Consider the following 13,298-nt stretch of genomic DNA (forward strand, 5'->3'; position numbering starts at 1 on the left):
GATTATTTATGAATTCAAGCTTATTTAAAACTCTATTCACTCGGTTTTGCTTGGTAAAATCTTACTTGCTTATCTAGTTTTCAATGTACAAATAAATGGTGGGCCTAAGTGGACTCGAACCACCGACCTCACGCTTATCAGGCGTGCGCTCTAACCAGCTGAGCTATAGGCCCATTATATAATTTGAATGCTAATAAACATTCAAAACTGAATACAATATGTCACGTTATTCCCTCATCTTCGTAGAAGATGTTCCGAATAATATCCTTAGAAAGGAGGTGATCCAGCCGCACCTTCCGATACGGCTACCTTGTTACGACTTCACCCCAATCATTTGTCCCACCTTCGACGGCTAGCTCCAAATGGTTACTCCACCGGCTTCGGGTGTTACAAACTCTCGTGGTGTGACGGGCGGTGTGTACAAGACCCGGGAACGTATTCACCGTAGCATGCTGATCTACGATTACTAGCGATTCCAGCTTCATATAGTCGAGTTGCAGACTACAATCCGAACTGAGAACAACTTTATGGGATTTGCTTGACCTCGCGGTTTCGCTACCCTTTGTATTGTCCATTGTAGCACGTGTGTAGCCCAAATCATAAGGGGCATGATGATTTGACGTCATCCCCACCTTCCTCCGGTTTGTCACCGGCAGTCAACTTAGAGTGCCCAACTTAATGATGGCAACTAAGCTTAAGGGTTGCGCTCGTTGCGGGACTTAACCCAACATCTCACGACACGAGCTGACGACAACCATGCACCACCTGTCACTCTGTCCCCCGAAGGGGAAAACTCTATCTCTAGAGGGGTCAGAGGATGTCAAGATTTGGTAAGGTTCTTCGCGTTGCTTCGAATTAAACCACATGCTCCACCGCTTGTGCGGGTCCCCGTCAATTCCTTTGAGTTTCAACCTTGCGGTCGTACTCCCCAGGCGGAGTGCTTAATGCGTTAGCTGCAGCACTAAGGGGCGGAAACCCCCTAACACTTAGCACTCATCGTTTACGGCGTGGACTACCAGGGTATCTAATCCTGTTTGATCCCCACGCTTTCGCACATCAGCGTCAGTTACAGACCAGAAAGTCGCCTTCGCCACTGGTGTTCCTCCATATCTCTGCGCATTTCACCGCTACACATGGAATTCCACTTTCCTCTTCTGCACTCAAGTTTTCCAGTTTCCAATGACCCTCCACGGTTGAGCCGTGGGCTTTCACATCAGACTTAAAAAACCGCCTACGCGCGCTTTACGCCCAATAATTCCGGATAACGCTTGCCACCTACGTATTACCGCGGCTGCTGGCACGTAGTTAGCCGTGGCTTTCTGATTAGGTACCGTCAAGACGTGCATAGTTACTTACACATTTGTTCTTCCCTAATAACAGAGTTTTACGATCCGAAGACCTTCATCACTCACGCGGCGTTGCTCCGTCAGGCTTTCGCCCATTGCGGAAGATTCCCTACTGCTGCCTCCCGTAGGAGTCTGGACCGTGTCTCAGTTCCAGTGTGGCCGATCACCCTCTCAGGTCGGCTACGCATCGTTGCCTTGGTAAGCCGTTACCTTACCAACTAGCTAATGCGGCGCGGATCCATCTATAAGTGACAGCAAAACCGTCTTTCACTATTGAACCATGCGGTTCAATATATTATCCGGTATTAGCTCCGGTTTCCCGAAGTTATCCCAGTCTTATAGGTAGGTTATCCACGTGTTACTCACCCGTCCGCCGCTAACGTCAGAGGAGCAAGCTCCTCGTCTGTTCGCTCGACTTGCATGTATTAGGCACGCCGCCAGCGTTCATCCTGAGCCAGGATCAAACTCTCCATAAAAAATTATGATGTTTGATTAGCTCATAAATACTAAATAGTTTGTAACATTTCGTTACTGTTTATTGGAATTAACGTTGACATATTGTCATTCAGTTTTCAATGTTCATTTCTAATCAACAAGAATTAATTATACATCTTAAGCATAGTTAAGTCAACAAAAAATTCAAGTTAATTTATTAATATATTCTATTAATCCACAAAAAAATGACCAACAGGTCAAAAGTAGATTGCCTGGCAACGTCCTACTCTAGCGGAACGTCAGTCCGACTACCATCGGCGCTAAGGAGCTTAACTTCTGTGTTCGGCATGGGAACAGGTGTGACCTCCTTGCCATTGTCACCAGACAAATGAATGATTATACATTCAAAACTAGATAGTAAGTAAGATTTTGCGTCGCAAAACGTTTTTTAAAAATTGATTAAGTCTTCGATCGATTAGTATTCGTCAGCTCCACGTGTCACCACGCTTCCACCTCGAACCTATTAACCTCGTCATCTTCGAGGGATCTTATAACCGAAGTTGGGAAATCTCATCTTGAGGGGGGCTTCATGCTTAGATGCTTTCAGCACTTATCCCGTCCATACATAGCTACCCAGCTATGCCGTTGGCACGACAACTGGTACACCAGAGGTATGTCCATCCCGGTCCTCTCGTACTAAGGACAGCTCCTCTCAAATTTCCTACGCCCACGACGGATAGGGACCGAACTGTCTCACGACGTTCTGAACCCAGCTCGCGTACCGCTTTAATGGGCGAACAGCCCAACCCTTGGGACCGACTACAGCCCCAGGATGCGATGAGCCGACATCGAGGTGCCAAACCTCCCCGTCGATGTGAACTCTTGGGGGAGATAAGCCTGTTATCCCCGGGGTAGCTTTTATCCGTTGAGCGATGGCCCTTCCATGCGGAACCACCGGATCACTAAGTCCGTCTTTCGACCCTGCTCGACTTGTAGGTCTCGCAGTCAAGCTCCCTTATGCCTTTACACTCTATGAATGATTTCCAACCATTCTGAGGGAACCTTTGAGCGCCTCCGTTACCTTTTAGGAGGCGACCGCCCCAGTCAAACTGCCCGCCTGACACTGTCTCCCACCACGATAAGTGGTGCGGGTTAGAAAGCCAACACAGCTAGGGTAGTATCCCACCAACGCCTCCACGTAAGCTAGCGCTCACGTTTCAAAGGCTCCTACCTATCCTGTACAAGCTGTGCCGAATTTCAATATCAGGCTACAGTAAAGCTCCACGGGGTCTTTCCGTCCTGTCGCGGGTAACCTGCATCTTCACAGGTACTATGATTTCACCGAGTCTCTCGTTGAGACAGTGCCCAAATCGTTACGCCTTTCGTGCGGGTCGGAACTTACCCGACAAGGAATTTCGCTACCTTAGGACCGTTATAGTTACGGCCGCCGTTTACTGGGGCTTCGATTCGTAGCTTCGCAGAAGCTAACCACTCCTCTTAACCTTCCAGCACCGGGCAGGCGTCAGCCCCTATACATCACCTTACGGTTTAGCAGAGACCTGTGTTTTTGATAAACAGTCGCTTGGGCCTATTCACTGCGGCTCTTCTGGGCGTGAACCCTAAAGAGCACCCCTTCTCCCGAAGTTACGGGGTCATTTTGCCGAGTTCCTTAACGAGAGTTCGCTCGCTCACCTTAGAATTCTCATCTTGACTACCTGTGTCGGTTTGCGGTACGGGCACCTGTTATCTATCTAGAGGCTTTTCTCGGCAGTGTGAAATCAACGACTCGAGGAAACAATTTCCTCTCCCCATCACAGCTCAGCCTTATGAGTGCCGGATTTGCCTAACACTCAGCCTTACTGCTTGGACGTGCACTCCAACAGCACGCTTCGCCTATCCTACTGCGTCCCCCCATCGATTAAAACGATACTAGGTGGTACAGGAATATCAACCTGTTATCCATCGCCTACGCCTGTCGGCCTCAGCTTAGGACCCGACTAACCCAGAGCGGACGAGCCTTCCTCTGGAAACCTTAGTCAATCGGTGGACGGGATTCTCACCCGTCTTTCGCTACTCACACCGGCATTCTCACTTCTAAGCGCTCCACATGTCCTTGCGATCATGCTTCGACGCCCTTAGAACGCTCTCCTACCATTGTCCAAAGGACAATCCACAGCTTCGGTAATATGTTTAGCCCCGGTACATTTTCGGCGCAGTGTCACTCGACTAGTGAGCTATTACGCACTCTTTAAATGATGGCTGCTTCTAAGCCAACATCCTAGTTGTCTGGGCAACGCCACATCCTTTTCCACTTAACATATATTTTGGGACCTTAGCTGGTGGTCTGGGCTGTTTCCCTTTCGAACACGGACCTTATCACCCATGTTCTGACTCCCAAGTTAAATTAATTGGCATTCGGAGTTTGTCTGAATTCGGTAACCCGAGAGGGGCCCCTCGTCCAAACAGTGCTCTACCTCCAATAATCATCACTTGAGGCTAGCCCTAAAGCTATTTCGGAGAGAACCAGCTATCTCCAAGTTCGATTGGAATTTCTCCGCTACCCTCAGTTCATCCGCTCACTTTTCAACGTAAGTCGGTTCGGTCCTCCATTCAGTGTTACCTGAACTTCAACCTGACCAAGGGTAGATCACCTGGTTTCGGGTCTACGACCAAATACTCAACGCCCTATTCAGACTCGCTTTCGCTGCGGCTCCACATTTGCTGCTTAACCTTGCATCAGATCGTAACTCGCCGGTTCATTCTACAAAAGGCACGCCATCACCCATTAACGGGCTCTGACTACTTGTAAGCACACGGTTTCAAGTTCTCTTTCACTCCCCTTCCGGGGTACTTTTCACCTTTCCCTCACGGTACTGGTTCACTATCGGTCACTAGAGAGTATTTAGCCTTAGGAGATGGTCCTCCCAGATTCCGACGGAATTTCACGTGCTCCGTCGTACTCAGGATCCACTCAAGAGAGAATATGTTTTCGACTACAGGATTATTACCTTCTTTGATTCATCTTTCCAGATGATTCGTCTAACATGTTCTTTTGTAACTCCGTATAGAGTGTCCTACAACCCCAACAAGCAAGCTTGTTGGTTTGGGCTCTTCCCGTTTCGCTCGCCGCTACTCAGGGAATCGATTTTTCTTTCTCTTCCTCCGGGTACTAAGATGTTTCAGTTCTCCGGGTCTGCCTTCTGACATGCTATAAATTCACATGTCGATAACATGACATAACTCATGCTGGGTTCCCCCATTCGGAAATCTCTGGATCAACGCTTACTTACAGCTACCCAAAGCATATCGTCGTTAGTAACGTCCTTCATCGGCTTCTAGTGCCAAGGCATCCACCGTGCGCCCTTAATAACTTAATCTATGTTTCCACCATATTTTGAATTGTTATTCAAAATAAATAGCTAAAACTAGTTATTAATCTTGTGAGTGTTCTTTCGAACACTAGCGATTATTTATGAATTCAAGCTTATTTAAAACTCTATTCACTCGGTTTTGCTTGGTAAAATCTTACTTACTTATCTAGTTTTCAATGTACAAATGAATGTTAATAAACATTCAAAACTGAATACAATATGTCACGTTATTCCCTCATCTTCGTAGAAGATGTTCCGAATATATCCTTAGAAAGGAGGTGATCCAGCCGCACCTTCCGATACGGCTACCTTGTTACGACTTCACCCCAATCATTTGTCCCACCTTCGACGGCTAGCTCCAAATGGTTACTCCACCGGCTTCGGGTGTTACAAACTCTCGTGGTGTGACGGGCGGTGTGTACAAGACCCGGGAACGTATTCACCGTAGCATGCTGATCTACGATTACTAGCGATTCCAGCTTCATATAGTCGAGTTGCAGACTACAATCCGAACTGAGAACAACTTTATGGGATTTGCTTGACCTCGCGGTTTCGCTACCCTTTGTATTGTCCATTGTAGCACGTGTGTAGCCCAAATCATAAGGGGCATGATGATTTGACGTCATCCCCACCTTCCTCCGGTTTGTCACCGGCAGTCAACTTAGAGTGCCCAACTTAATGATGGCAACTAAGCTTAAGGGTTGCGCTCGTTGCGGGACTTAACCCAACATCTCACGACACGAGCTGACGACAACCATGCACCACCTGTCACTCTGTCCCCCGAAGGGGAAAACTCTATCTCTAGAGGGGTCAGAGGATGTCAAGATTTGGTAAGGTTCTTCGCGTTGCTTCGAATTAAACCACATGCTCCACCGCTTGTGCGGGTCCCCGTCAATTCCTTTGAGTTTCAACCTTGCGGTCGTACTCCCCAGGCGGAGTGCTTAATGCGTTAGCTGCAGCACTAAGGGGCGGAAACCCCCTAACACTTAGCACTCATCGTTTACGGCGTGGACTACCAGGGTATCTAATCCTGTTTGATCCCCACGCTTTCGCACATCAGCGTCAGTTACAGACCAGAAAGTCGCCTTCGCCACTGGTGTTCCTCCATATCTCTGCGCATTTCACCGCTACACATGGAATTCCACTTTCCTCTTCTGCACTCAAGTTTTCCAGTTTCCAATGACCCTCCACGGTTGAGCCGTGGGCTTTCACATCAGACTTAAAAAACCGCCTACGCGCGCTTTACGCCCAATAATTCCGGATAACGCTTGCCACCTACGTATTACCGCGGCTGCTGGCACGTAGTTAGCCGTGGCTTTCTGATTAGGTACCGTCAAGACGTGCATAGTTACTTACACATTTGTTCTTCCCTAATAACAGAGTTTTACGATCCGAAGACCTTCATCACTCACGCGGCGTTGCTCCGTCAGGCTTTCGCCCATTGCGGAAGATTCCCTACTGCTGCCTCCCGTAGGAGTCTGGACCGTGTCTCAGTTCCAGTGTGGCCGATCACCCTCTCAGGTCGGCTACGCATCGTTGCCTTGGTAAGCCGTTACCTTACCAACTAGCTAATGCGGCGCGGATCCATCTATAAGTGACAGCAAAACCGTCTTTCACTATTGAACCATGCGGTTCAATATATTATCCGGTATTAGCTCCGGTTTCCCGAAGTTATCCCAGTCTTATAGGTAGGTTATCCACGTGTTACTCACCCGTCCGCCGCTAACGTCAGAGGAGCAAGCTCCTCGTCTGTTCGCTCGACTTGCATGTATTAGGCACGCCGCCAGCGTTCATCCTGAGCCAGGATCAAACTCTCCATAAAAATTATGATGTTTGATTAGCTCATAAATACTAAATAGTTTGTAACGTTTCGTTACTGTTTATTGGAATTAACGTTGACATATTGTCATTCAGTTTTCAATGTTCATTAATAATTAAATGGTGGAGACTAGCGGGATCGAACCGCTGACCTCCTGCGTGCAAAGCAGGCGCTCTCCCAGCTGAGCTAAGCCCCCAATATCAAAAGAAGTCGGGAAGACAGGATTCGAACCTGCGACCCCTTGGTCCCAAACCAAGTGCTCTACCAAGCTGAGCTACTTCCCGTATGTAAATTAAATCGATACATAAAATGGCGCGCCCGATAGGAGTCGAACCCATAACCTCTTGATCCGTAGTCAAACGCTCTATCCAGTTGAGCTACGGGCGCAATGTAAAAAGATGGTGCCGAGGACCGGAATCGAACCGGTACGGTGATCTCTCACCGCAGGATTTTAAGTCCTGTGCGTCTGCCAGTTCCGCCACCCCGGCACTATGAATGATGGAGCGGAAGACGGGATTCGAACCCGCGACCCCCACCTTGGCAAGGTGGTGTTCTACCACTGAACTACTTCCGCATTTTAAGAAAATCGTAATGAGCCATAGAGGATTCGAACCTCTGACCCTCTGATTAAAAGTCAGATGCTCTACCAACTGAGCTAATGGCTCAAAAGATGGTGCCGGCCAGAGGACTTGAACCCCCAACCTACTGATTACAAGTCAGTTGCTCTACCAATTGAGCTAGGCCGGCTTTAAATGGTGGAGAATGACGGGTTCGAACCGCCGACCCTCTGCTTGTAAGGCAGATGCTCTCCCAGCTGAGCTAATTCTCCACATTATATTGCCTGGCAACGTCCTACTCTAGCGGAACGTCAGTCCGACTACCATCGGCGCTAAGGAGCTTAACTTCTGTGTTCGGCATGGGAACAGGTGTGACCTCCTTGCCATTGTCACCAGACAAAATTAACTTACTTAATTAATGATACATACTTTTCAAAGTTAATGCAACAGTTAATTTTACACTATGTTAAAATTTCTTTTGCAATTGCATAACATTCCGTTCTCGTTTTTGACGACTTTTATATGTTACTTCATTTATCAATATATGTCAACACTTTTTATGATGTTTTGCTATTTTTTGTATCAAATAGTAAAATCCTCTCTTTTCACTTGAAATATTCTAGCATATATTAGTTTTGATTACTATACGATTATTTTAGCAATTTTGTTATATAATTCTCTATTTATAACTTAATACATCTTTCTCCTTATTTCTATTCTTATTCGAGTTTGACACGTATTTTTTCACGGGTTTAATTTCAAACTTGAAAATAAGCGCTGCCTTTAAATATTAAGAAGGCAGCGCCAAAACATAATCAATACAATTAGATTTGTCAACATTACGATGGTTTGTAATTTTTAGCAATTATCACTAATAGAATCTATTTTTGTCTCATGTATGGGAATAGTAATACGTCTCTAATTGACGGAGAATCAGTTAATAGCATTACTAATCTGTCGATACCGATACCTAGACCACCAGTTGGAGGCATTCCATACTCTAATGCTTCGATGTAATCCTCATCCATATCATGAGCTTCATCATTTCCTTGTTCTTTTTCAACAAGCTGCGCTTCAAAACGTTGGCGTTGATCAATCGGATCGTTTAATTCCGTGAAGGCATTTGCATGCTCTCTTCCTACAATAAATAATTCAAAACGATCAGTAAATCTTTCATCGTTTGGATTTTTCTTTGCTAACGGTGAAATTTCAATAGGGTGACCATAAATAAACGTTGGTTGAATAAGTGTTTCTTCAACTTTCTGTTCAAAAAATTCATTTAATATATGGCCATATTTCATATTTTCAGTAATTTCAATATCATGTTCTTTTGCTAATCTAATAGCTTCTTCATCAGAATTAACATTATAAAAATCTACACCGGTAACTTCTTTAACAGCATCAACAATGTGAAGTCGTTTCCATGAAGATTCTAAGTCAATTTCTTCATCATTATATTGTACTTTAGCTGATCCAAACACTTCTTGAGCAATGTGTCTGACCATATTTTCAGTTAAATCCATTATATCATGATAATCAGCATAAGCTTCATACAATTCAATCATTGTAAATTCAGGGTTATGTCTTGTAGATACACCTTCATTACGAAAAACTCTGCCTATCTCGTAGACTTTTTCAAGACCTCCGACAATTAACCGTTTCAAATGTAGTTCTATAGCTATACGCATATAAAGAGTAGCATCTAATGCGTTATGATGCGTAACAAACGGACGTGCAGCAGCACCTCCAGCAATTTGGTGCATCATTGGTGTTTCTACTTCCAAGAATCCTTGTTTATTTAAATAGTTTCTCATTTCTTGAATTATTTTACTACGATTAATAAACGTTTGCGTACTATCTTCATTTGTAATTAAATCTAAATAACGTTGTCGATATCTTTGTTCTATATCTTGTAAACCATGGAACTTATCAGGTAAAGGTCGTAATGATTTGGATAGTAAAGTAAATGACTTAGCTTTGACAGAAATCTCGCCCGTATTAGTTTTAAACATGACACCTTCAACACCTATGATGTCACCTAAGTCAGCCATTTTCCAAATGTTAAATTGATCATCTCCAACTTGATCTTTTCTTACATAAATTTGAATCTGACCTTTCAAGTCTTGAATATGTGCAAATCCCGCTTTACCTTTACCACGTTTAGTCATAAGACGACCTGCAATTGACACGTGGCTTTCGTCTTCTTTTTCATGCAATTCTTCCTTAGAGAATTGGTCCCACTGTTCTTTTAACTCACTTGAAGTAGATGAGCGATTGAATCGATGACCAAAAGGATCAATCCCTAAATCAATTAATTCTTGTAATTTTTGACGACGAACTTGCATTTGGTCGTTCATTTCTTCTGACATAAATTTCTCTCCTTTGAACTTTGATTTATCAATTTATTGTTCCATGTCTTTCTGTTGAAAACTTTAGGAGCTATATATTGTTTCCTAATCAGTTTTAATTTATATTTAAGCCTTTTATTATACCCTTCTTATCTTCATATGTATTGTTATTCAATGAAGGTTGATATTGCATCTAATCAAAGCAAATCTACTCACTTTATTATTCTACAAGACCATCAAAATGTAATAAAGTAATTTATATTTTCATCGAATAGTTGCAACCCTTATAAACTTATTGATTAGCAATATATAAATTTCTTTAATTAAAAGTTTCAAAACCATATTACTATGCTTTATTATTCCTTATATTTTTTCACACTATTATCAGGTACTACTAGTTGTCCGATACTTTTATTAGAAATCGGTTCTATTTGTTTGGTGGCTATATCATTTAACGGGATAAGAACAAACGAACGTTCTTTCATTCTAGGGTGCGGCACTGATAAATTATCTTGTTCAATAATTTGATCACCAAACAGTAGTATATCTATATCTAAAGTTCTAGGCCCCCAACGTATTTCTCTTTTACGATGAAGTTGTTGTTCCGTTGTTAAACAACATTTTAACAAAGATTGTGGATTCAATTCAGTCTCTATCTCAATGCACAAGTTTAAGAATTTCGGTTGATTAGTATATCCCACTGGTTCAGTCTCATAAATATGAGAAACTTGAGTTACTTGAATACCTTGATAGTCATGAAGTATTTTAATAGCCTCATTGAGTTGTAGTTCTCTATTTCCAATATTGCTCCCTAATCCTAAATAAGCTTTAACCATTTAGTCATTCTCCCTCACTATTTCAATCCCAACACCATCGTAATGACCAGGAATAGGTGGGTTTTCTTTAGTGATTCTAACTTTCGTTTCCATTACACGATTATAGTGTGAATTTATATGTTTTGCAATACGTTCAGCCAGATGCTCAATTAAGCATGAACGTGGCCCTTCAACAATAGACTTTACATCTTTATAAACCTCTCCATAATTTACAGTATCTTTTACATCATCTGATTGACCTGCATAACTAAGATCAACCTTTAAAGTAATATCAACAACAAAAATTTGTCCAATATCATTTTCTGCAGCTAATACTCCATGATAACCATAAAAACGCATTCCATTAAGAAAGATGATGTCGTTCATATTCATTCTCCTTTAGAAAATCCATACTTTGGGCTAGTCGCGTATTTAATAATACATTATGAACTCGAACCCCACGAACGCCTTTCATTATACCATAAGCCGTTGTAGCTGCAGTTGCCTCATCTCTATCTGAAGGAGAAGAATCTTGATTCATCATTTCTTTAATGTATCTTTTTCGACTTGTTGCAAGTAAAACTGGATATTCGGTCGCTACTAATTCATCTAATCTTGCCATTACTTCATTTCCTTCTTCTCGTGTTTTAGCAAAACCTATTCCAGGATCTAACCAGATTTTATTATGTGGTATACCGGCTAGTTCAGCCTTATTCGCTTGCGCAAGTAATGATACAAGCATCTCTTCAACAACAGGTTTATCTCTATGACCGTCACCATTATGCATAAGTACAATTTCAGCACCGTATTGAGATACCACATTAAACATATTCGAATCAAATAGGCCTGCCCACTGATCATTAATCATTGAAACACCAAGTTTAAGACAAGCTTCCGCAACTTCACTTCGAAATGTATCAACCGAAATTTGCACATCATATTTAACGATAGACTCAACCACAGGCAATACACGATTCATTTCTTCTTTAAGCGATACTTCTTTATGCGATACTTCTTTATGACCTGGTCGTGTTGAGACACCTCCAACGTCTATGATGTCTACACCTTCATCTATCATCTCTTTAGCACGCTTCACAGCTTGATCAACTGAGTGGTACTGTCCTCCGTCAGAAAATGAGTCAGGTGTCACATTTAATATCCCCATTATTTTTGTTTTAATCATAATTTCACCTTTTTCAATAATATACTCTTAGATTTTTTTAATTTTCAATAATAACTACATTACTAAACACATCTGCTACTTCATGATATCATTCATTTCAATAAGTTTTGAGTATATATTATCGGCATATTAAAAAAAGGTAGCCGATTTTAGATAGAAGCTACAATATTGGTTGGTCTGATTAAATAAAAAACGAAGATTTATTTTATAAAAAGTTGAAAAATCAACGTGAAATACACGCTATTTTAAAACTTTAGAAACAAATCTTCGTCCAAAATGATTTTTAGTTTAGTTTTTAATTATCAAATGAATATAATGGTGTTGATAAGTAACGTTCCCCATTACTTGGTAATACTGTTACAACTGTTTTACCTTTACCTAATTCTTTTGCTTTTTGAATAGCAGCATATATTGCAGCACCAGATGAAATACCTGCTAATATACCTTCTTCTCTAGCAACACGACGTGCCATATCCATAGCAGTATCATTACCTACTTTGATGATGCTGTCATAAACTTCTGTATTTAAAGTATCAGGTACGAAACCTGCTCCCAATCCTTGTAATTTATGAGGGCCTGGTTCACCACCGCTTAATACTGGAGAAGCTTCAGGTTCAATAGCTACTATTTCCACATTTGGATATTCTTTCTTCAATACTTTACCAACACCAGATAACGTACCACCAGTTCCTACACCAGCTAAAAATGCATCAATTTGTCGACCTTCAAATTGTTCAACTAATTCTGGTCCAGTTGTAAGTTCATGAATTTCAGGATTTGCTGGATTTTCGAATTGTTGTGGTTCAAAATAGCCGTGCTCTTCTTTTAATTCTTTAGCTTTTTTTATTGCACCTTTCATAGCTTCAGATCCTGGTGTTAATACTAGTTCAGCACCATAAGCTTTTAATAAGTTACGGCGCTCTTGGCTCATTGTTTCAGGCATTGTAAAAACTGCTTTGTACCCCTTGGCAGCACATACAAATGCTAGACCTATACCAGTGTTACCACTCGTAGGCTCAACGATTGTATCACCAGGTTTAATTTTCCCTTCACGCTCAGCTTTTTCAATCATCGCTAAAGCGATACGATCTTTTACCGAACCACCTGGATTTTGATATTCTAACTTAACATAAATATCAGCTGCATCATCATCAACAACGTTTCTTAATTTGACTACAGGTGTATTCCCAATAATTTGTGTAACATAATCTACAGGTTTTTGTGCCATCCAAAACACTCCTTTTAGTTTTACAATTTATCAATACTTAGTTTTTCTATCGGATATAACTTTATTCTATCAGAATTTTCTAAAAAGACAAACCGTATAGTCTTACTATAAATAAAACTATATACTACTTTGGTCTTTACTATAAGACATTTCCTACAAAAGATTAAGTTAAACGTAAAAAAAGATAGTCGAACGA

5 protein-coding genes, 9 tRNA genes and 5 rRNA genes are annotated in these 13,298 nt (G+C 42.1%); all 19 read right to left on the reverse strand.

Going from position 1 to position 13,298, the window contains the following annotated elements; genetic code table 11:
• Window positions 1-96: 96 nt before the first annotated feature.
• Window positions 97-173: transfer RNA gene (locus FNL83_RS11060), tRNA-Ile, on the reverse strand.
• Between the two features lie 98 nt (window positions 174-271).
• Window positions 272-1,822: ribosomal RNA gene (locus FNL83_RS11065) — 16S ribosomal RNA — on the reverse strand.
• A 229-nt stretch (window positions 1,823-2,051) separates the two neighbouring features.
• Window positions 2,052-2,166: ribosomal RNA gene (gene rrf / locus FNL83_RS11070) — 5S ribosomal RNA — on the reverse strand.
• A 70-nt stretch (window positions 2,167-2,236) separates the two neighbouring features.
• A 23S ribosomal RNA gene (locus FNL83_RS11075) occupies window positions 2,237-5,158 on the reverse strand.
• A 265-nt stretch (window positions 5,159-5,423) separates the two neighbouring features.
• Window positions 5,424-6,974, reverse strand: a 16S ribosomal RNA gene (locus FNL83_RS11080).
• A 117-nt stretch (window positions 6,975-7,091) separates the two neighbouring features.
• Window positions 7,092-7,167 (reverse strand) — tRNA-Ala (locus FNL83_RS11085).
• 14 nt (window positions 7,168-7,181) lie between these two features.
• A tRNA-Pro gene (locus tag FNL83_RS11090) sits at window positions 7,182-7,255 on the reverse strand.
• Between the two features lie 26 nt (window positions 7,256-7,281).
• Window positions 7,282-7,358 (reverse strand) — tRNA-Arg (locus tag FNL83_RS11095).
• A gap of 12 nt (window positions 7,359-7,370) precedes the next feature.
• Window positions 7,371-7,459, reverse strand: a tRNA-Leu gene (locus tag FNL83_RS11100).
• Window positions 7,460-7,470: 11 nt separating this feature from the next.
• A tRNA-Gly gene (locus FNL83_RS11105) sits at window positions 7,471-7,545 on the reverse strand.
• Between the two features lie 18 nt (window positions 7,546-7,563).
• A tRNA-Lys gene (locus FNL83_RS11110) sits at window positions 7,564-7,636 on the reverse strand.
• A 6-nt stretch (window positions 7,637-7,642) separates the two neighbouring features.
• Window positions 7,643-7,718: transfer RNA gene (locus FNL83_RS11115), tRNA-Thr, on the reverse strand.
• A 6-nt stretch (window positions 7,719-7,724) separates the two neighbouring features.
• Window positions 7,725-7,800 (reverse strand) — tRNA-Val (locus tag FNL83_RS11120).
• A 10-nt stretch (window positions 7,801-7,810) separates the two neighbouring features.
• Window positions 7,811-7,925: ribosomal RNA gene (gene rrf / locus FNL83_RS11125) — 5S ribosomal RNA — on the reverse strand.
• Together the 16S, 23S and 5S rRNA genes with 9 tRNA genes alongside form the textbook arrangement of a ribosomal RNA operon.
• Window positions 7,926-8,409: 484 nt before the next feature.
• Window positions 8,410-9,897 carry a lysine--tRNA ligase gene (gene lysS, locus FNL83_RS11130; protein WP_001833056.1) on the reverse strand — a complete coding sequence of 496 codons (1,488 nt, stop codon included), beginning with the start codon at window positions 9,895-9,897 and terminating at the stop codon, window positions 8,410-8,412.
• A gap of 335 nt (window positions 9,898-10,232) precedes the next feature.
• On the reverse strand, window positions 10,233-10,712 hold the full coding sequence (folK, locus tag FNL83_RS11135; protein WP_001832213.1) for a 2-amino-4-hydroxy-6-hydroxymethyldihydropteridine diphosphokinase: 480 nt from the start codon (window positions 10,710-10,712) through the stop codon (window positions 10,233-10,235).
• A complete protein-coding gene (gene folB / locus FNL83_RS11140) occupies window positions 10,713-11,078 on the reverse strand; it encodes a dihydroneopterin aldolase (protein WP_001832204.1) in 366 nt (121 codons plus the stop codon).
• Window positions 11,056-11,874 (reverse strand): dihydropteroate synthase, encoded by an 819-nt coding sequence (gene folP, locus FNL83_RS11145; RefSeq protein WP_001832209.1) that lies wholly within the window; start codon window positions 11,872-11,874, stop codon window positions 11,056-11,058. The genes folB and folP overlap by 23 nt, the downstream gene beginning before the upstream one ends.
• A gap of 295 nt (window positions 11,875-12,169) precedes the next feature.
• Window positions 12,170-13,102 carry a cysteine synthase A gene (cysK, locus tag FNL83_RS11150; RefSeq protein ID WP_001832242.1) on the reverse strand — a complete coding sequence of 311 codons (933 nt, stop codon included), beginning with the start codon at window positions 13,100-13,102 and terminating at the stop codon, window positions 12,170-12,172.
• Window positions 13,103-13,298: the final 196 nt, after the last annotated feature.

The sequence above is a fragment of the Staphylococcus epidermidis genome (genome assembly GCF_006742205.1).
In the GTDB taxonomy this organism is placed as follows: Bacteria; Bacillota; Bacilli; order Staphylococcales; family Staphylococcaceae; genus Staphylococcus; species Staphylococcus epidermidis.